Raw genomic sequence first — 17,185 nt, forward strand, 5'->3', positions numbered from 1 at the left:
TATTGATCACCGTCGCCGTGCTACGCTCGATCAGAGCGGTTCCAGCGGCCGCCGTATGGCTCTAGCGCCGATGCCATCGGCGCTTCCCAGCGATAGCCTGCGGTGCGTCACCAGAGGAGGTCGTGTCATGACGATCCGTCATCCGCCGTCGTTCGAGGCCGCATCGGTGCTGTCGAGGATCGGCGAGGGGCAGCGCATCGAGCGCTACCAAAGCGATCAAACCGTGTTCGTCCAGGGCGAGGTGGCCGATGCGGTCTTCTACCTCCAGTCGGGCAAGGTCAAGGTCAGCGTGGTCTCCGCGCAGGGCAAGGAAGCGGTGGTCGCGATGCTCGGCAAGGAGGAGTTCTTCGGCGAGGGGTGCCTCGCCGGGCAGGCGCTGCGCATCTCGACAGTGACGACCATGACCGATGCGGTGATCGTGCGCCTGGAGAAGCCGGCGATCGTTCGCCTGATCCGCGAGCAGCCGGAGTTCTCCGAAGCCTTCATCGCCCATCTGCTGAGCCGCGCCATTCGTGTAGAGGCGGACCTGGTCGACCAGCTGTTCAACTCGAGCGAAAAGCGCCTTGCCCGGACCCTGCTGCTGCTGGCGAATTTTGGCCAGGAGGGGGGCCCTGAGCCTGTGATCGCGAAGATCAGCCAGGAGACGCTGGCGCAGATGATCGGCACCACGCGCTCGCGGGTCAGTTTCTTCATGAATCGCTTCCGCGAGCTCGGCTTCATTTCCTATAACGGCGGTATCGAGATCCACAGCTCGCTGCTCAACGTCGTGCTCCACGATCACCCGTGGATCGACCCCTGATCGCGCCCATTCAGGCCATCGGCTTATCGCCTGTGATCTGGTTTTTTTGTTGGACACCGTGCGCGTGGCTTGCGCAGACTCGTCGTCCAAGCTTCGACAACAGCATTCAATAACGACGAGCTACAGGAGAGACCCCCGCATGGCACGGCTGCTGCTCAATTGCGATATGGGTGAGAGTTTCGGTAACTGGCGGATCGCCGACGAGGCGCCGGCGATGGCGCTGGTCGATCAGGCCAACCTGGCCTGCGGCTTCCACGCCGGCGATTTCAGCGTCATGGCGCAGAGCGTGCGGCTTGCCGTCGAGCACCGGGTATCGATCGGCGCCCATCCCGGCTATCCCGATCTGCAAGGCTTCGGACGCCGGGCGATGGCGATGCGTGCTGATGAAGTCACCGACCTGCTGCTGTACCAGATCGGTGCGCTGGACGCCTTCTGCCGCGCCAATGGCACCCAGGTCGACTACGTCAAACCCCACGGTGCGCTGTATCACGCGATCTACCAGCAGGCGGAGATGCTCGACGCGGCGCTGCGCGCCTGCCGGCTCTACCGAGAGGGCCTACCGCTGATGACGCTGGCGGTGGCGGATCGCGCGCCGGTGCTCGCGGCCGCCGAGGCGGCGGGGGTGCCGGTGCTGTTCGAGGCCTTCGCCGATCGCGCCTACCTCGCGGATGGGCAGCTTTCGCCGCGCTCGCGTGCGGATGCGGTGCACAAGGACCCGGAGCGGATCGTCTCCCAGGCGCTTGCGATCGCGCGCGGCGAGGCGTTCGACGACATCGACGGCCAGCCGATGCGGCTCGCCGCCGACACCCTCTGCGTTCACGGTGACAATCCGCAGTCGCGCGCGGTGCTGGCCCGGCTGCGCGCAGCGCTGGAGGCCCAGTGATCCGGATCGAACCCGCCGGGGCCGAGGCTGCGCTGATCAGCTTCGAGCGCCCGCCGAGCCGTTTGCTTTCCAGCTCGATCATCGACTTCGCCCGCCGGGTCGAAGCCCGCCTCGGAGAGGCAGTGCTCGACATGATTCCCGGCTGGGACACCCTGCTGATTCACTATTCGCTGCGTCGCATCGACTACCCGAGCCTCGAGCGCTTGCTCGGGCCGATGCTCTCCGAATGGCGTGAGCTCGATACTGGCCAGGCACGCACCGCGCGCCGCCACGAGATGCCGGTGTGGTACGCCGGCGAAGACCTCACCGAGGTCGCCGAGGCTTGCGGGCTCTACGTGGAGGAGGTGATCGAACGCCACGCCGCCGGCGACTACTACGTCGGCGCGGTCGGCTTCGTGCCTGGCTACGCCTATCTCGGTGGGCTCGACCCGCTGCTCGTGCGTCCGCGTCGTGCTACCCCGCGCACCCTGGTGCCGGCGGGGAGCGTGGCGATCGCCGAGCACCAGACCGGGATCTACCCGCAGGCCCTGCCGGGTGGCTGGAACCTGATCGGGCGCTGCCCGACCCGACTCTACGACCCATCGCGCTGGCCGCCCGGGCGCTTCGAGGTAGGCGACGCGGTGCGCTTCTACGCCATCGACGAAAACGAGTTCCATGCCCTCGACGGCGAGTGGGAGATGCCGGTGGGGAGAGTGACATGACCCAGCGAAAGAAGGGCGGGACGGGGGCGCTTGAGCTACTCGAACCGGGGGTGCTGTCTTTGATCCAGGATCGTGGCCGGATCGGCAGCCAACGCTTCGGCGTCTCCCGCTCCGGGGTGATGGACCCCCACGCGGCGGCCTGGGCCAACCGGATGCTCGACAACCCGGTCGGGAGCGCCTTGATCGAGGTCACCCTCGGCGGCCTGCGGCTGCGTGCCCGCGAGGATACCTGGCTGGCTTTCACCGGCGCGCGAATGGCGCTGCACCTCGACGGGCGTCCGCTCTCCGGCTGGAGCCGCTTCGCCATCCGCGCCGGGCAGACCCTGAGCGTCGGCTTCGCCTCCAGCGGCCAGCGCGGCTACCTGGCGGTGCGCGGTGGATTCTTGGTTGAACCCAAGCTGGGCTCGGTAGCCACCCACGCGCGCAATCGCCTCGGTGGCCTGCACGGTGACGGACGCCCGCTTGCGCGCGGCGACCTGCTCGCCCATCCGCCCGGTGGGGACGCCTTTCGCTTAGGCGCGCGCGCGCCGTGGAAGATGATTCCCGACTATCGGGAGGTACCGCTGCTGCGCGTGCTGCCGGGAGGCGATCATCGTCACTTTCCCGCGGCGCAGATCGAGCGATTCTTCGACCAGCGTTGGCAGGTCTCGGCCAGCTCGGACCGGATGGGGATCCGCCTCTGCCACGAGCAGCCGCTGCGCGAGGTGCCGAGCCGCAAGATGTCGCTCGGCATCTGCCCGGGCGCAATCCAGGTGCCGCCCAATGGCGAGCCGATCGTGCTGATGTCTGACTGCCAGACGATGGGGGGCTACCCGCTGTTCGGCTGGCTGCACCCGCTCGATCTCGGCCGTCTGTCCCAGGTGCCGGCGCGCCAGGAGGTGCGTTTCGCGCCGATCGATGTGGAGACCATGCAAGCGGAGCTCGCGCGCTTCAACGACTTCTTCGATCATCCGCCGCCGCAGCCGTACTGAGTGTTGTGGCCTGGCTGGCGATCAAAAAGCTGCCTGTGTCAGGCCTTTCGAGCAAATGACAAGAAGGGTGAAACCATATACGGGACAATACGTTAGCGCTTTCTCTTGGAAGTTGCCGGGCGTGAGCCGCTGTCAGCCAGGAGCCGCACAAGAGCCTAGAAAAAGAAAGCTGGAGCGTGCTGCAGGGGGATAACTGATCTTTCCTGCGGATGCCTTTGCCCGATAGGCCGTTGCACTATCCCACGACGGCAGCGACGTCGATGCCCCGCACCAATCGCGCCGCCAGCCGCTTGTTCTTCAACTGCTCTAGCCACCAATCCAGCCCACGTCCCTGATGGTCGCCGCGCCAAGCCACGAAGAGTTGGTTGGGCTCGCGCGGATCGACCATCTCCTTCTCGATCAATTCGCCACGCTTGAGCAAACCGGCGACACGATCGCGCGGTAACCAGCCGACGCCTAGAGCCTGGCGCTGGGCCTCGATCTTGGCGCGCATACTTGGTACGGCGAGCGTTGCCTGGCCGCCCTGCACGCCATAGCCGCGCACATCCAGCCTGCGCGAGGTATCGGCCACGACGATCGATCGGTGCTGAATGACGGCATCCCTGTCCAGCGGCTTCTTCGCCTTGGCCAGCGGATGGCGCGGCGATACAGCGAAGACCCAATCCATCACGCCCAGCTCGAACCAGCGCAGCCCGGGAATGACCGGCGGCTCGTTGGTGGCGCCCACCACTAGATCCGCGCGGCCTTCGCGCAACGCATCCCAGGTGCCAGTCAATACCTCCTGGGTAAGGCGCAGTGTGACGCCGGACTTCAGTGCGTCGAACGCCTGGATAACCGGCACCAGGGTCTCAAATTCGAGCACTTCGTCAGTAACGATCCACAAACGGTTTTCCCAACCACCAGCCACCTGCTTGACTCGCTGCGTCAATCTGGAGACGTCCTGCATGAGCCGCGCGGCCTCGTGAGCCAAGACGTGACCGGCTGGGGTGAGCTGTAGCCGGTAGCGACGGCGGTCGAACAGCAGAGCGTCGAACCGGTCTTCCATCTGCCTCGCGGCGTGCGACACCGTGGACGGTGCTTTGCCCAATCGAACTGCGGCGCGCGACAGGCTACCAGTATCCCGGATGGCTTCCAGCAGGGCCAGTTCATCGAAGGACAACATGTTCGATTCCTTCGCACGATTTCATCGTGGACATGATGCGTAAAACTGCTAATGACGCTCCATCATTCAGCTACAGCAATTCGCTGATATCGAGGGAGAAATCTCATGAACCGCTTTTCCGATAAGACCGTACTCGTCACCGGCGGCAGCAGTGGCATCGGCCTGGCCTCCGCTAAAGCATTCGCCGCCGAAGGCGCCCGTGTGGTCATTACGGGCCGAGATGTCGTCGCATTGGAGCAAGCTCAAGCCGCGCTGGGCGGCAACGCCATTGGTTTGCGTAACGATGCAGGCGACTTGGCCGACGCCAAGGCACTGGCCGGGAGCCTTATCGAGCTCGATATACGCCTGGATGCCGTTTTTCTCAACGCCGGCGTGGCGAAGTTCGCCGCCTTTCCGGACGTGGACGAGCGCTTGTGGGAGCAGACGTTCGACATCAACGCCAAGGGCCCGTATTTCCAGCTCCAGGCACTGCTGCCGCTGTTCAATCCGGGGGCGGCGATCTTGATCAATGGTTCGATCAATGCTCGCATCGGAATGCCGAATTCTTCGGTCTACGCCGCCAGCAAGGCTGCAGTCATCTCGCTGGCCAAGACGCTATCGGCGGAATTGCTGCCGCGCGGCGTGCGGGTCAACGTGGTTAGCCCGGGGCCGGTCGCCACACCGATCTACGGCAAGCTGGGGCTGGATACGTCTGCGCAGGAGGCCACAGCCGCGCAGATCCAGAGCCAGATCCCGCTCGGGCGCTTCGGCACAGCGGAAGAGATCGCTGCGACGGTGCTGCACCTGTCGGCGCCAGAGTCCGCCTACATCGTGGGCACCGAGATCATTGCCGACGGCGGCATGAGCCAACTTTGACTCAAATCCTCTAGCACCAAGGAGAAGATCATGAATGCCTCGCTGCGATTTATGCAATTCGCAATGGCTGCCGTGCTGATGGTGCTGCAGCCAGCCGCCCATGCGGCGGATGGCGATGCCATCCAGAGCCATACCGCCCAGATCAACGGTGTCACGCTGCACTACCTGCAGGCTGGCCAGGACCAGGAAACGCCTGTTGTGCTGCTGCACGGCTAGCAAGCATCGCGCGATTGCGATTCCCTCTGAGCGCTTCTCCAAGAATCTTCTCCGACAGACCCTTCGAATAGATATCGGCTGTGTCAGAGAGAACGATTCCATGATCGAGGCAAAGATCGACGATGCGTCGAGCCTCATCGATCCCCGTCTTCCCAAACTGTTCAAAGATCTTGCCCTTTCCACCGGATGTGGCTATACCCCAGGCTCAAGGCAGGAACCTTCAGCCCGGAGCGGCCCAACTGTCTGTACTCCATCGCAATCTCTCTCAAAATTCGTCATGTTGGACAGGCCCCCGGCTGCAAGAGCGTGAGGCAGGACATCCGTCCTGCCAGCACGTTGCCAATAGCCGATAGTCAGTGACTGCAAGCCAGACTAACCACGCGATGAATCGAGTATCCACATCGAGCACCAAGCCGGTGACAAAAGTCGCGGCGGCCAATCGCTGCGTCGACTCTTCCTCGCCAATAGTTCGGTTCCTGAGCCAGCAATATATGCTGGCTCGTTAAACCGGGACGTAAGGCGAATAGTCCACGTATCCCTTTGCCGTGCCGCCGTAGTACGTATCGCGATCTGGGGTGGTCAGCGGCCAACCGTTCTTCAGCCGCGCAACCAAGTCAGGATTGGCGATGAAAGGCTGGCCAAAGGCCGCGAGGTCGATCAATCCAGCGTCAACGAGATCCTGCGCGCGTTCCAGTGTCATATTTCCCGCCAGAATCAACGCCGTAGTTCCCAACTTTTCTTTGCAGTGTTTCAGGAGCCTGACAAATGCCTGTTCCTGTACTGCAACGCTTTCGTCGAGCAGGAAGAAACCGTTCTGATCCGACACGTGGACATAGGCAATGCCACGCTCGCTCAGGCCCTCGCAGAGAGCCAGGTATGTTTCGTCGATCTCAGGAAAATCCGGCATATCGAAAAGCCGGCCGTAGGGTGAGATCCGGATACCCACTCGCTGCGCGCCAATGCGGGCGCAGACCGCGTCAACCACTTCAAGGACGAAGCGCAGGCGATCAGCCAGATTGCTTGCCGCGTAGCGATCCGTACGGTCGTTCACCAGCGGGTTCAGGAACTGCTCGATCAGATAGCCATTGGCGCCATGGATTTCCACGCCATCGAAACCAGCATCCACGGCATTGGCGGCGGCCTGAGCGAAATCCTCGACCACTCGGGCGACTTCATCGGTAGTCAGCGCGCGAGGAGTGGAAGCCGGCACTTCACCTGGTTCGCCCGACTCTGTATAGCCGAACGCCGTGACGCCCTGCGCGGCCTTGTTCGAGGCGCTGACCGGAGCCCGGCCATCGAGCTGCAGTGACGTATGGGACACCCGCCCCACATGCCACAATTGTGCGAAGATCTTGCCGCCGACACTATGCACGGAGTCGGTGGCCAGCTTCCATCCTTGAACCTGCTCTTGGCTGTAGATGCCAGGAACGAACAGGTAGCCCTGTCCTTCGCGGGAAATCGAAGTTCCCTCAGTGATGATCAAACCAGCAGTGGCCCTTTGTGCGTAGTGCAAGGCCATTTGCTCCGTCGCGATGTGTTGCGGTGCGCGTGATCGTGTCATGGGAGCGATGACGAGACGATTTTTCAGGGGCAGTCCACCGAGGGTGTAGCTATCGAACAGGTCAGTCATTTGGATAAGTCCTCAAGTTAAAAAAAAGTGCTGTCGAACGATCCGGTTTGGAATACGTTCATTTCGTTCGGCAGAGTCCATGCAAAGCCGGTGATGCCCAATATCAAAAAGGCGTCGGCATGCTGTTTTCGCTGCTTCTCTTCACGCAGTGAATCCACCATTCACATCGAGCACGGAGCCGGTGATGAAGGCCGCGTCGGGTCCGGCAAGAAAGACAATCGCCGCCGCGACTTCCTTGAGTTCCGCAGGCCGCTGAATCGCATGCGATTCCATGACGATCGGCGGAAGATTCTCCAGCGACCCGACGGCGTCCGCGGCCATGTCCGTATCCACCACCCCCGCCTGGACGACGTTCACCGTGATGTTGCGCGGGCCAATATCACGTGCCGCGCCGCGCGTGTACCCAATGACAGCGGCCTTGCTCGCCGCATAGTCCGCGACGCCAGGGAAGCCAACGCGCGTGCCAAGACCCGAGCCGACCGAGATGATGCGACCGCCCTCCGGCAGCACTTTGACGGCCGCCCGGATATTGGCGACCACACCCAAGGTGTTGACCCTCCACTGACGGTCCAAGCCGGCGTTGTCGATGGCCGGGTCATCGATGGTCTTGCCCTGCAACGCGATGGCGGCGTTGTTGACCAGGATGTCGAGCTTGCCGAGTTCCGCGACCACCTTCTGAATCAGCGGCTCGGACGCGGCGGGATCGCCCTGATCGGCCTGGATCGCCACAGCGCGCACGCCCTTGGCCTTCAGCGCGGCTACGACGGCCGCGGCCTTTTCGGCTGAAGCCACATAGCTGATGGCCACATGCGCGCCTTGATCGGCCAGCGCGAGCGCGGTTGCAGTTCCCAGGCCGCGCGAGCCTCCGGTTACGAGGGCAACCTTGCCCGCAAGCGTCTTACTCATGATGAAGTCCTCGTTGGATGAAACCTTGTGTAGAAAGGAAATAGAACGCGACGCTCACCAGGGCAGGCGCTCGTCGAGAAAGAAGAGGCCGCCCGTCGCCCCCTGCTCGTCGAGACTCGCGTACTGGACGGCAGTGCGCGCACCCTCTTCGACGCTCATGTCCGCCTGGCTGCCGCCCATGGTCGTGCGCAACCAACCCGGGTGGATCGCATTGACCTTGATCGGCGTACCGCGCAACTCCTCGGCAATCAGTACGGTGAAGGCGTTGAGAGCGGCTTTGGAGGTGTCGTAGGCAAGCGCATGCCCCGGATAAACGGGCGAACTTGGATCCGATAGGTGCGTGAGGGAGCCCCTGATGCTCGACACATTCACGACCCGGCCCGCGGCCGACCGTTTCAGCAACGGGAGCAGGCCTTGCGTCAGAAACAATGGAGCGAAGAAGTTGGCCTCGAACGTATGCCGTACCACGTTGACTGGCGTCTGGCTGGGGCGCCATGTCGCCGGCATACCCGCATCAGGACTGTCGAGCAGCACGCCCGCGTTGTTGACCAGTATGTCGAGCCGGCCATGCGACTGGTCGATCGCCAGGTACGCCGCGCGTCGGTCGTCGTCGCTGGTCACGTCGAGCTGGAGCGCAGAAGCCATCAGGCCTTGGCTGCGCAAATCGGACGCGACCGCTTCGGCCTTCACGCCATCCCGCGCTCCGACAATCACATGCGCGCCTCGCGCCGCAAGCTGTCTGGCGATTTCAACACCCAAGCCGCGTGCGGCCCCGGTGACGAGCGCAATCTTGCGGTTGAGGGGGGCTGCTGGGTTATTTGCCATGGCGATGCTTCTTTAATGTTTGCGTGGCCGGACGACATGCACCGGAGCGTCCTTGGTGCTTCCCTCGCGCAGCGGTTGTTCCCGGCGATGGGCGACGTCGATGAGATAGTCCAGCTTCCCGACCTTCGCACCGAGGTGGCGCAAGATTGCGTAGGCGGTCGTCACGTGGAAGAAGAAGTTGGGAAGCGCGAACTCGACCAGGTATGAAGCCCCATCGAAGGTCACCCAGCGACGCCTGAAATTGACCTTGATCGTCCGCGCTTCGCCGCCGATAAGATCGGCAGGCACTATCTGGCGCAGGATTTCCTCGGTCTTGCCGATACGTTCCCGCAGCTCGTGCAACGAACTTTCCGTGTCATCCAGGCTGGGCACACTGCGACCGGCAAGCCGCATGACGCAGGCCTTGGCCGTATCACTGGCATGCTGGATCTGCCGACGGAACGGATCCATATCTGCAGCCAACCGCGCCTCAAGCAGCCGCGCCTCGGTGAACGCACCGGCGGCCACGCATTCCTCTGCCTTGTCCAGTAAATGACGGAGGGTCCGCAAGCCTCCCAGCAATGCGCCAACAGAAACGTCATGCAGGATCACAGAAGAATCGCTCATGCCGATGCCTCCTGTTCAGGTGCGAACAGTTCAAGCAAGTGCAGCGGGGCCTCCAGCTCCATGAGGCGCCCCCCGGTGGCGAGGGTGCCGAGCGCGACCGGACGAAAACCAATCGCTTTGATCAGTCCACAGACTGTCTTGAGCGCCTCTCCATCGTCGCCCGCCGCGAACAGAACTCGCTGAACGCCTGCCGGCGGCGGCGAAAACATGACGCCGAAGTCGAGCGTGTTGAATGCCTTGACGACCCGCGCAGACGGTGCGAGACGCGCAATGATCTCGCTGCCCGAATCATCCTTCAGATCATCGGCCCGGTAGTTGGGTGGATAGCTGAGATACGTGTTCGTCGCGTCGAGGAGGATGCGGTCCTTCCAGTCATGAGCCGGATCCAACACCTCTTCGCGCGTGATCCAAGGCGCGGCCAGAACCACCAGTTCGCAGTCCAGAACCTCGGGCATCGTCGCCGGCGTGATCTTCGCTTTGCCACCTTGGCGTGCCAGCTTCTCCCTGACGCCCTCAAGCCCGCCGCTGTTCGTCATCAGAATGTCGTGACCGGCGCGCTCGAACTCCGTGGCAAGCCGCATACCGACGGTATGGGCGCCGATGATGCCAATCTTCATATCTGTTTCTCCAGTTGTGAATCCGCGTCACAGGATTCGCTGCGAGAATCAACTCGTTGAGCAGCCAATCGAACGTCTGTGCTTTTGCAAGCGGGAGTTCGTCAGCCAACCCGACGCCAGCGCCAGCGCCAGCGCAGCCGTGGATAGCAGTCCGCCGGCCCAGTTCGGAGAGGCATAACCGAACCCATGGGCGATGACCCAACCACCCAGCCAAGCCCCGATGGCATTGCCCAGGTTGAACAGGCCGATGTTGACGGACGCTGCCAAGTTTGGCGCGCCTGCGCTTCTGGCCTTGTCCATCACCAGGCGTTGGATCGGCGAGACCGTCGCAAAGCCGAAACCAGCCATCAGCAGTACGCACACAGCCGAGGCCGCGCGACTTTCCACCACGAAGAAGAATGCGAAGAGCACGATTGCCTGCGCGGCCAGGCTGGTGTACAGCAACGGCATCAATGCGCGGTCAGCCAGCTTTCCGCCCAGGATGTTTCCAACCACCAAGCCCAGGCCGAACAAGAACAAGATGCCAGTCACGCCGTGTTCGCTGTAACCAGCAAGCTCCGTCATCATCGGTGCGATGTAAGTGATCGAGGTGAAGAATGCTGCCGGGCCGAGCACAGTGATGCCCATTGCAATCAACACCTGCACGTCCAGAAAAGCAGCGAACTCGTAGCGCATGTTGGGAACGTCGTGCTGTCTGCTCTTGGGCAGCAGTATCGCGAGAGCGACCGTCGTTCCCACGCCGATTATGGTGATCGCCAAGAAAGTCGCACGCCAGGTGACGGCCTGTCCGAGCCAAGTGCCAGCGGGAACACCTAGCAGATTGGCAGCCGTCATTCCGGTAAACATGAAGGCGATGGCACTGGTACGGCGGTTTGGCGCCACCAGATCCGCTGCCAGGACCGAGCCAATGCCGATGAAGGCTCCGTGCGTCAGCGAGGTGACGACGCGGCCGGCCAAGGCCCAGGCAAAGCTCGGGGCCAATGCGGTGATCAGGTTTCCCACGACGAAGAACCCCATCAACGAAATCAGCATCACCTTTTGCGGCAACCGCGCTCCCAGGATGATGAGCAGCGGTGCGCCAACAAAGACGCCAAGTGCGTAGCTGGTCGCCATGTATCCCGCGGCCGAGATCGTGATGCCGAACTCGGCCGCAACGCTGGGCAGCAAACCGGCGATGACGAACTCGGTAGTGCCAATGCCGAAGGCCGCAATGGCGAGTGCCCAGATGGCAGCGGGCATGCTGCTTCCGTTCGTCCTTTTCACCGGGTGACTCCACCATTCACAATGATGCCGTTCATATCCGTTCTTCTTCGGACGCCTGGTTCACCGCATGCCGGCCGGATAGTTGGTCGAATACATGGTCGGTGGCCTGCGCAAGTGTTGTGGACCTATCGGTCCATTTTTAGGTAAAAAAAATCACCCGGTCGCCGGCTGCCCCGCCAGCTTGCGTATCAAGGTCTCGAAGGCGTCGACCGACTGACCGCCGACGATCGCCTCGCGCTCGTTGAAGACGATGGTCGGCACCGACCGAACGCCACGATCGATCCATTCCCGCTCGCGTGCGCGAACCTCGGCTGCGAACAGGTCAGTGTCCAGGATCCGGCGCGCCTCCACGGGATCGAGTCCGGCCTCGGCGGCCAGCGCCACGAGCAGGTTGTGGTCACCCGGGTCACGACCGTCGGTAAAGTGAGCGCGGAACAGCAGGATCTTCAATGCGTGCTGGCGCCCTGCCAAACCTGCCCAGTGGAGCAAGCGATGCGCATCGAACGTGTTGTAGATGCGACTTTCTTCGTCGAGATTGAAGGTGAAGCCGACCTCTTCACCACGCGCGCGGAACATCGCCCGGCTCTGGGCGAACTGGCTGGGCGTCGAGCCATACTTCTGGTTGACGTGTTCAGTCAGGTTCTGCCCGCCGGGGGGCATGCCGGGATTCAGCTCGAACGGCTCGAACACGATCTCGGCGCCAACGGCATCGCCGACACGGTTCAGCGCCGTCTGCAGGGAATGCAGGCCGATCGCGCACCACGTGCAGGAAATGTCTGAGACGAATTGGATTTTGAGCATGTCAGTGGCCTCCAAGCCCGCCGAGTTCATCGCAGCAGGAAGTTGTGTACCGATCGGTTCCCAATTATTCAAGGATGCCGATCGGATGTCAACATGCCTGTGGATGCCCCTCGTCGTCAGCGTGGAACGCAGTAGTTCCATTCGAGGCTGGTTGCTCGGTTAGGACGGTCTGTGGCTGGGTCAAGGCTGGTCGCGGGCACCCGAAGGCTCGGACTTGACGCGCCCGAGGAAGACGGGCGCTACCTCGCTCCAGCCAAAGTCCGGTAAGCTGTTGGAATCAGGACCGCTCGGTCTATATCACATTGGATTAGGAATAACGGGCAAGCAAAATGGCACGTCCGCGAGAGTTTGAGGAAGACCAGGTTTTGCAGGCTGCCCTTCAGGTCTTCTGGGATAAGGGCTATGAGGGCACTTCGCTCAGTGACCTGCTGGAAGCGATGGGGCTGACCAAATCCAGCCTCTACAAGGCCTTCGGCAGCAAGGAGGCGCTCTTCCGGCGCATCGTCGAACGATACTATCGTGACTTTCTGGGTTTTCGGCAGGAAGCGCTTGCAGAGCCAACGCCGCGTCGCATCGTCGAGCGGCTGCTCTACGGAATGACGGAGTTGCATCGCGGCGCACTGACCCCGCCGGGCTGCCTCGAAACCAACGCCGCGGTGGCCTGCTCAGCGGACGCTGAGCCGATCAGGCTGGAACTGGCGCGCAACCGCGAGCGCTTCAGACTGCAGCTCCGCGACCGACTTGAAGAGACGGCGGCGGCGGGTCCGCTGCCGCCGGGCATGACCAGCGACGATGCCGCCTCGCTCATCGTCTCGTTGATCCAGGGCTTGGCCGTCCAGGCGAAAGCCGGCGTCTCGCGGGAGACTGCCCGCCAGGTCGTGCGTGCCGCTCTGCTGTCTTGGCCCGAAGCCTGACAACGCATTCTCAGTCGCAGTTGCTGTTCGTTCGAACTTTCGGCGCAGCAGACCGGCCGCCTCGATACCGTGAGCAGGTTGGTATCCCCGGCACTGTCAAGGACACTCGTTCCTTGGGCTGGTAACGCCACTCGGATCGTCGCATGGGCCTACGCGCCGACTACTAGACAATTCCGGGGCCACGTTGCCGTCCGACTTCCCATGACACGTCGGCGCCGCGCGCTGTTGCAGTGAGCTGCTGCCCCAGCCGTTGTTCGATCACCGGCCGCCACGGCACCAGGCTGAAGCCTATGCCGTTGATGGGCGCGCGTAAGCTATTGATAAAAATGATGTATCGAGCTACGTCGCAGTCCAGCGAAGAACCGGGCAGGAGTCATCGTCAAACCAAAAAACGCACGCCCCGGGGCGTGCGTTTTTTTCGTCGATGCCGTCAGCGGCGTGCGTGCTTACTGGGCATGAAAGTCGAGGCCGTTGACGGTGGCCTTGATGATCCCTGCACGGATCACGAAGTCGCCGAAGCACTCGCCCGGCTCGCGCTCCCGGCCGTAGCGGTGGATCATCGGGGTAAGTTCCTCGAGGATCGTCTTCTCGTCGATGTTCTCGCGATACATCTTGTTCAGTCGGGTGCCGGTGAAGTTACCGCCTAGATAGAGGTTGTAGCGCCCGATCGCCTTGCCGACGAAGCCGATCTCGGCCATGAACGGGCGGCCGCAGCCGTTGGGGCAGCCGGTCATCCGCAGCACGATCGGGTCCTGCTCGAGCCCTGCGTCGCGCATCACTGCGTCGAGCTTGTCCAGCAGGGTCGGCAGGTAGCGCTCGCTTTCGGCCATCGCCAGGCCGCAGGTCGGCAGTGCGACGCAGGCGATCGAGTGCTGGCGCAGCGGGGTGACGCTCTTGACCATGTTGAACTTGTCGAGCAGCTCATCGATGCCGGCCTTGGCGGCCTCCGGCACATTGCTGATGATCACGTTCTGGTTGCAGCTCATCACGATGTCGCCATCGAACGATTCGGCGATCGCCTTCAGCCCGCTCTTGAGCTTCATCCCGGCATGGATCGGGCTGTCCTCGGGATAGTCCTTGATCCGGCCGTTCTCGACGAACAGCCCGTAGTGCCACAGGCCGTCCTCGCCCTGGTACCAGCCGAGCAGGTCGCCGGTGGTTTCGAAGCGATGGTCGCGCGTCGGCTCGAGCGCGTAGCCGAGGTAGTTCTCGAGCTCGGCCTTGAAGCCCTCGATGCCCATGGTATCGACGGTGTACTTGACCCGCGCGTGCTTGCGGCTCTTGCGGTTGCCGTTGTCACGCTGGACCAGCATGATCTTCTCGGCGACGTCGACCGCCTTGTCGACCGGCACGTAGCCGATCACGTCGGAGATCCGCGGATAGGTATCGGGCTCGCCGTGGGTCGAGCCCATGCCGCCGCCAACCGTGACGTTGAAGCCGACGATTTCACCGCCCTCGACGATGGCGATGAAGCCGATGTCGTTGGTGTGGATGTCGATCTCGTTGTCCGGCGGCAGGGCCAGGCCGATCTTGAACTTACGCGGCAGGTAGTGCTTGGTGTAGAGCGGCTCGACCACTTCGTCCGGGCCGCCGTAGACCCGCTCCTCGCCGAGGAATATCTCGTGGTAGGCGCGAGTGTGGGGCAGCAGATGGTCGCTGATCTTCGCCGCCAGCTTGAAGAGTTCCAGATGCAGGCGCGAGCGGTGCGGGTTGGCGGTCGAGGTGACGTTACGGTTGACGTCGCCGCAGGCGGCGATGGTATCGACCATCACGTCGTTGATCGTTTTCAGGTGCGCGCGCAGGTTGCGCTTGAACACGCCATGGTACTGCAGCGTCTGGCGGGTGGTGACGCGCAGGGTGTCGTTGGCGTAGTCGGTGGCGACCCGGTCCATCACCAGCCACTGGGCCGTGCTCAGCCGACCGCCTGGAATGCGCAGCCGCACCATGAAGGAGTAGAGCGGCTCGAGCTTCTGCTGGCGGCGCTCGCTTCTCAGGTCGCGGTCGTCCTGGAGGTAGAAGCCGTGGAACTTGGTCAGCTGCAGGTCTCCATCGGAGACCGCGCCGGTGGCGATATCGGCCATATCCTCCATCAGCTGTCCACGGAGGTAGTCGCTATCGACCTTGAGCTTCTCGTTGGCGGCGTAGGTCGTCAGGTCCTCGTCGCGCAGTTTGGCAATGATATCGGTCATCAGTAAACGTCCCGCTGGTAGCGTTTGGCCTGCTGCAGTTCGCGCAGCCAGGCGGTCGCCGACTCCTCGTCGCGGCCACCGTGGGTCTTGGCGATCTCGATCAGCGTATTGTGCACATCCACCGCCATGCGCTCCCCATCACCGCAGACGTAGAAGTGGGCACCGTTTTCCAGCCACTCGTAAAGCTCGCGACCCTTTTCGCGCATCCGGTCCTGGACGTAGATCTTCTCCGCCTGGTCGCGGGAGAACGCCACGTCGAGCCGGGTCAGGAGCCCCTTGGCGCGCATGTTCAGCCACTCGGCCTGGTAGAGGAAGTCGGACTCGAAGTGCTGGTCGCCGAAGAACAGCCAGTTGTCGCCCTTGGCACCGTCCTCCTCGCGCTGCTGCATGAACGAGCGGAACGGCGCGATGCCGGTGCCCGGCCCGACCATGATGATCGGCGTGTCGCCGCTCTCTGGCAGCTTGAAGTTCTTATTGTGGTCAATGTAGATCGGCACCGTGTCGCCCGGCTGGACACGATCGGAAAGCCAGGTGCTGGTGACGCCGCCGCGGGCGCGGCCGTAGGCCTCGTAGCGCACGATGCCGACGGTCAGGTGGACCTCGTCGGGGTTGGCGTCGAGCGAGGAGGCGATCGAGTAGAGCCGCGGCGGCAGCTTGCGCAGTGCGCTGACGAAGGTCGGCGCGTCGATGCCGGTGACCGGATAGTCGCGGACGATGTCGATCAGCTGGCGGCCGTAGAGCCAGTCGCGCAGTTCGTCCTTGGCATCTTCCGCGAGCAGGCGCTTGAGTTCCGATGCCTCGCTCAATTCGGCCCAGTGCTTGACGAACGGGCGGGTGAGAGTGGTGACCTCGAGCTCCTTGAGCAGGGCATCGCGCAGCAGTCGTCCTTCACCGAGGTCGTGTTCGGCATCCATCGCCAGGGTATCGAGCATCTCATCGACGTAGCTGGGATCGTTCTGCGGCACGATGCCCAGCGCATCGCCGGGCTGGTAGCTGAGCCCGGAGCCCTCGAGCGAGAGCTCGATATGGTGGGTCTCCTTCAGCGAGCCGCGGCCGTTGAGCTGGATCGACTCGAGCACCTCGGCCTCGAACGGGTTCTTGCGCGAGTAGGCGCTCGGCGCCGCGGCGGCGGTCGGCATGGCGAAGCCCGCGGCCGGCTGGGGAGCCTGGGACTCGCCCTTGAGCGCCTGATAGGCATCCAGCGTGGCCTCGATCCAGCGCTCGGCGGGCTCATCGTAATCGACGTCGCAATCGACCCGGTCGAGGATGCGCTCCGCGCCCAGCTCGGCGAACCGTGCATCGGTGAGCTTGCCCATCTGGCAGAAGTATTCGTAGCTGGAGTCGCCAAGGCCGAGCACCGAGAAGCGCGAGCCCTTGAGATCCGGCGCCTTGCGGCCGTTGATCAGCTCGAAGAAGCCTTCGGCGGTGTCGGGCGGATCGCCCTCGCCCTGGGTGCTGACCACGATCAGGTAGTTGGCGGGCGCCTTGAAGTCCTTCTTGCCGAACTCGGCCATATCGGCCAGCCGGGCTTCGAAGCCCCGAGCCTTGGCGCGCTCGAGCGCGAGCTCGGCCACTCCTTCGGCGTTGCCGGTCTGGCTGCCGTAGAGGATCACCAAGGGAAACGCGGTGTCAGTGCCGCTGGCGGGAGCCTGCACGGGTGCCGACAGCGTCCCGGCCGCGCCGAGCCCGGAGAGATAGCCCGAGAGCCAAGTGAGCTGGCGCGCGTCGAGGCCTGCCAGGGCCTGATTGAGACGCTCCGCCTGAGCCGCGCTCAGCGGGCTATTGGTGTCGAGCAGGGGGCCACTGGACATAGTCTTTCCTCATCGTCGTCCTCAGGTCGCGGGCGA

The 17,185-nt window shown here is 63.2% G+C and carries 19 protein-coding genes; 7 read left to right on the forward strand and 12 right to left on the reverse strand.

Features of this window, described 5'->3' with window-relative positions:
• Positions 1 to 127: 127 nt before the first annotated feature.
• From A5892_RS09890 to A5892_RS09905, 4 genes are all read left to right on the forward strand, one after another.
• Positions 128 to 799: a Crp/Fnr family transcriptional regulator gene (locus tag A5892_RS09890; RefSeq protein ID WP_064122660.1), complete on the forward strand. Its 672-nt coding sequence runs from the start codon at positions 128 to 130 to the stop codon at positions 797 to 799.
• A 139-nt stretch (positions 800 to 938) separates the two neighbouring features.
• Positions 939 to 1,682: a 5-oxoprolinase subunit PxpA gene (locus tag A5892_RS09895; RefSeq protein ID WP_064122661.1), complete on the forward strand. Its 744-nt coding sequence runs from the start codon at positions 939 to 941 to the stop codon at positions 1,680 to 1,682.
• A complete protein-coding gene (gene pxpB / locus A5892_RS09900; protein ID WP_064122662.1) occupies positions 1,679 to 2,383 on the forward strand; it encodes a 5-oxoprolinase subunit PxpB in 705 nt (234 codons plus the stop codon). The genes A5892_RS09895 and pxpB overlap by 4 nt, the downstream gene beginning before the upstream one ends.
• A complete protein-coding gene (locus tag A5892_RS09905) occupies positions 2,380 to 3,354 on the forward strand; it encodes a biotin-dependent carboxyltransferase family protein (protein ID WP_064122663.1) in 975 nt (324 codons plus the stop codon). The genes pxpB and A5892_RS09905 overlap by 4 nt, the downstream gene beginning before the upstream one ends.
• Before the next feature lie 235 nt (positions 3,355 to 3,589).
• On the opposite strand, the gene A5892_RS09910 is transcribed toward A5892_RS09905, so the two are convergent.
• Positions 3,590 to 4,516, reverse strand: a complete 927-nt coding sequence (locus tag A5892_RS09910) for a LysR family transcriptional regulator (RefSeq protein ID WP_064122664.1) — start codon at positions 4,514 to 4,516, stop codon at positions 3,590 to 3,592.
• A 105-nt stretch (positions 4,517 to 4,621) separates the two neighbouring features.
• On the opposite strand from A5892_RS09910, the gene A5892_RS09915 reads away from it, so the two are divergent.
• Entirely contained in the window at positions 4,622 to 5,371 is a 750-nt protein-coding gene (locus A5892_RS09915) for an SDR family oxidoreductase (protein WP_064122665.1), read from the forward strand.
• 30 nt (positions 5,372 to 5,401) lie between these two features.
• On the forward strand, positions 5,402 to 5,587 hold the full coding sequence (locus A5892_RS09920; protein WP_064122666.1) for a hypothetical protein: 186 nt from the start codon (positions 5,402 to 5,404) through the stop codon (positions 5,585 to 5,587).
• Here A5892_RS09920 and A5892_RS21015 read toward each other — a convergent pair.
• The 8 genes from A5892_RS21015 to A5892_RS09955 all read right to left on the reverse strand — a co-directional run bounded on the left by A5892_RS21015 (position 5,523) and on the right by A5892_RS09955 (position 12,235).
• Complete coding sequence (locus A5892_RS21015) at positions 5,523 to 5,783, reverse strand: aldo/keto reductase (RefSeq protein WP_082890607.1); 261 nt, start codon at positions 5,781 to 5,783, stop codon at positions 5,523 to 5,525. The genes A5892_RS09920 and A5892_RS21015 overlap by 65 nt on opposite strands.
• 306 nt (positions 5,784 to 6,089) lie before the next feature.
• Positions 6,090 to 7,217, reverse strand: a complete 1,128-nt coding sequence (locus A5892_RS09925) for an alkene reductase (RefSeq protein WP_064122667.1) — start codon at positions 7,215 to 7,217, stop codon at positions 6,090 to 6,092.
• A 141-nt stretch (positions 7,218 to 7,358) separates the two neighbouring features.
• Positions 7,359 to 8,123 carry an SDR family NAD(P)-dependent oxidoreductase gene (locus A5892_RS09930; RefSeq protein WP_064122668.1) on the reverse strand — a complete coding sequence of 255 codons (765 nt, stop codon included), beginning with the start codon at positions 8,121 to 8,123 and terminating at the stop codon, positions 7,359 to 7,361.
• 54 nt (positions 8,124 to 8,177) lie between these two features.
• The gene (locus tag A5892_RS09935; protein ID WP_064122669.1) at positions 8,178 to 8,948 is read right to left on the reverse strand and encodes an SDR family oxidoreductase; all 771 of its coding nucleotides are present in this window, start codon (positions 8,946 to 8,948) and stop codon (positions 8,178 to 8,180) included.
• 12 nt (positions 8,949 to 8,960) lie between these two features.
• Positions 8,961 to 9,554, reverse strand: coding sequence for a DUF1993 domain-containing protein (locus A5892_RS09940; RefSeq protein ID WP_082890377.1), 594 nt, complete (start codon positions 9,552 to 9,554; stop codon positions 8,961 to 8,963).
• A complete protein-coding gene (locus A5892_RS09945; RefSeq protein ID WP_064122671.1) occupies positions 9,551 to 10,171 on the reverse strand; it encodes an NADPH-dependent F420 reductase in 621 nt (206 codons plus the stop codon). The genes A5892_RS09940 and A5892_RS09945 overlap by 4 nt, the downstream gene beginning before the upstream one ends.
• A 48-nt stretch (positions 10,172 to 10,219) precedes the next feature.
• Positions 10,220 to 11,410 carry an MFS transporter gene (locus A5892_RS09950; RefSeq protein ID WP_064122672.1) on the reverse strand — a complete coding sequence of 397 codons (1,191 nt, stop codon included), beginning with the start codon at positions 11,408 to 11,410 and terminating at the stop codon, positions 10,220 to 10,222.
• A 177-nt stretch (positions 11,411 to 11,587) separates the two neighbouring features.
• Positions 11,588 to 12,235 carry a DsbA family oxidoreductase gene (locus A5892_RS09955; protein ID WP_064122673.1) on the reverse strand — a complete coding sequence of 216 codons (648 nt, stop codon included), beginning with the start codon at positions 12,233 to 12,235 and terminating at the stop codon, positions 11,588 to 11,590.
• Between the two features lie 329 nt (positions 12,236 to 12,564).
• Between A5892_RS09955 and A5892_RS09960 the strand changes: the two genes are divergently transcribed.
• On the forward strand, positions 12,565 to 13,149 hold the full coding sequence (locus tag A5892_RS09960) for a TetR/AcrR family transcriptional regulator (protein ID WP_064122674.1): 585 nt from the start codon (positions 12,565 to 12,567) through the stop codon (positions 13,147 to 13,149).
• 163 nt (positions 13,150 to 13,312) lie between these two features.
• Here A5892_RS09960 and A5892_RS20960 read toward each other — a convergent pair whose 3' ends face one another.
• From A5892_RS20960 to A5892_RS09970, 3 genes are all read right to left on the reverse strand, one after another.
• Positions 13,313 to 13,519, reverse strand: a complete 207-nt coding sequence (locus tag A5892_RS20960) for a DUF3363 domain-containing protein (protein ID WP_082890379.1) — start codon at positions 13,517 to 13,519, stop codon at positions 13,313 to 13,315.
• A 76-nt stretch (positions 13,520 to 13,595) separates the two neighbouring features.
• On the reverse strand, positions 13,596 to 15,338 hold the full coding sequence (locus tag A5892_RS09965; RefSeq protein WP_064122675.1) for an NADPH-dependent assimilatory sulfite reductase hemoprotein subunit: 1,743 nt from the start codon (positions 15,336 to 15,338) through the stop codon (positions 13,596 to 13,598).
• The gene (locus A5892_RS09970) at positions 15,338 to 17,149 is read right to left on the reverse strand and encodes an assimilatory sulfite reductase (NADPH) flavoprotein subunit (RefSeq protein ID WP_064122676.1); all 1,812 of its coding nucleotides are present in this window, start codon (positions 17,147 to 17,149) and stop codon (positions 15,338 to 15,340) included. Before A5892_RS09970 ends, A5892_RS09965 begins: the two co-directional genes overlap by 1 nt.
• Positions 17,150 to 17,185 lie beyond the last annotated feature (36 nt).

The organism is Halotalea alkalilenta, from assembly GCF_001648175.1.
Taxonomy (GTDB): domain Bacteria; phylum Pseudomonadota; class Gammaproteobacteria; order Pseudomonadales; family Halomonadaceae; genus Halotalea; species Halotalea alkalilenta_A.

Excerpts from the sequence above, each read along its gene's own strand:
- A5892_RS09890 (WP_064122660.1), top strand. The coding sequence starts at position 128 with ATGACGATCCGTCATCCGCCGTCGTTCGAGGCCGCATCGGTGCTGTCG.
- A5892_RS09895 (WP_064122661.1), top strand. The coding sequence starts at position 939 with ATGGCACGGCTGCTGCTCAATTGCGATATGGGTGAGAGTTTCGGTAAC.
- A5892_RS09940 (WP_082890377.1), bottom strand. The coding sequence starts at position 9,554 with ATGAGCGATTCTTCTGTGATCCTGCATGACGTTTCTGTTGGCGCATTG.
- A5892_RS09950 (WP_064122672.1), bottom strand. The coding sequence starts at position 11,410 with ATGCCCGCTGCCATCTGGGCACTCGCCATTGCGGCCTTCGGCATTGGC.
- A5892_RS09915 (WP_064122665.1), top strand. The coding sequence starts at position 4,622 with ATGAACCGCTTTTCCGATAAGACCGTACTCGTCACCGGCGGCAGCAGT.
- A5892_RS09955 (WP_064122673.1), bottom strand. The coding sequence starts at position 12,235 with ATGCTCAAAATCCAATTCGTCTCAGACATTTCCTGCACGTGGTGCGCG.
- A5892_RS09930 (WP_064122668.1), bottom strand. The coding sequence starts at position 8,123 with ATGAGTAAGACGCTTGCGGGCAAGGTTGCCCTCGTAACCGGAGGCTCG.
- A5892_RS09910 (WP_064122664.1), bottom strand. The coding sequence starts at position 4,516 with ATGTTGTCCTTCGATGAACTGGCCCTGCTGGAAGCCATCCGGGATACT.
- A5892_RS09965 (WP_064122675.1), bottom strand. The coding sequence starts at position 15,338 with ATGACCGATATCATTGCCAAACTGCGCGACGAGGACCTGACGACCTAC.
- A5892_RS09905 (WP_064122663.1), top strand. The coding sequence starts at position 2,380 with ATGACCCAGCGAAAGAAGGGCGGGACGGGGGCGCTTGAGCTACTCGAA.
- A5892_RS09920 (WP_064122666.1), top strand. The coding sequence starts at position 5,402 with ATGAATGCCTCGCTGCGATTTATGCAATTCGCAATGGCTGCCGTGCTG.
- A5892_RS09935 (WP_064122669.1), bottom strand. The coding sequence starts at position 8,948 with ATGGCAAATAACCCAGCAGCCCCCCTCAACCGCAAGATTGCGCTCGTC.
- A5892_RS09970 (WP_064122676.1), bottom strand. The coding sequence starts at position 17,149 with ATGTCCAGTGGCCCCCTGCTCGACACCAATAGCCCGCTGAGCGCGGCT.
- A5892_RS09925 (WP_064122667.1), bottom strand. The coding sequence starts at position 7,217 with ATGACTGACCTGTTCGATAGCTACACCCTCGGTGGACTGCCCCTGAAA.
- A5892_RS09945 (WP_064122671.1), bottom strand. The coding sequence starts at position 10,171 with ATGAAGATTGGCATCATCGGCGCCCATACCGTCGGTATGCGGCTTGCC.
- A5892_RS09960 (WP_064122674.1), top strand. The coding sequence starts at position 12,565 with ATGGCACGTCCGCGAGAGTTTGAGGAAGACCAGGTTTTGCAGGCTGCC.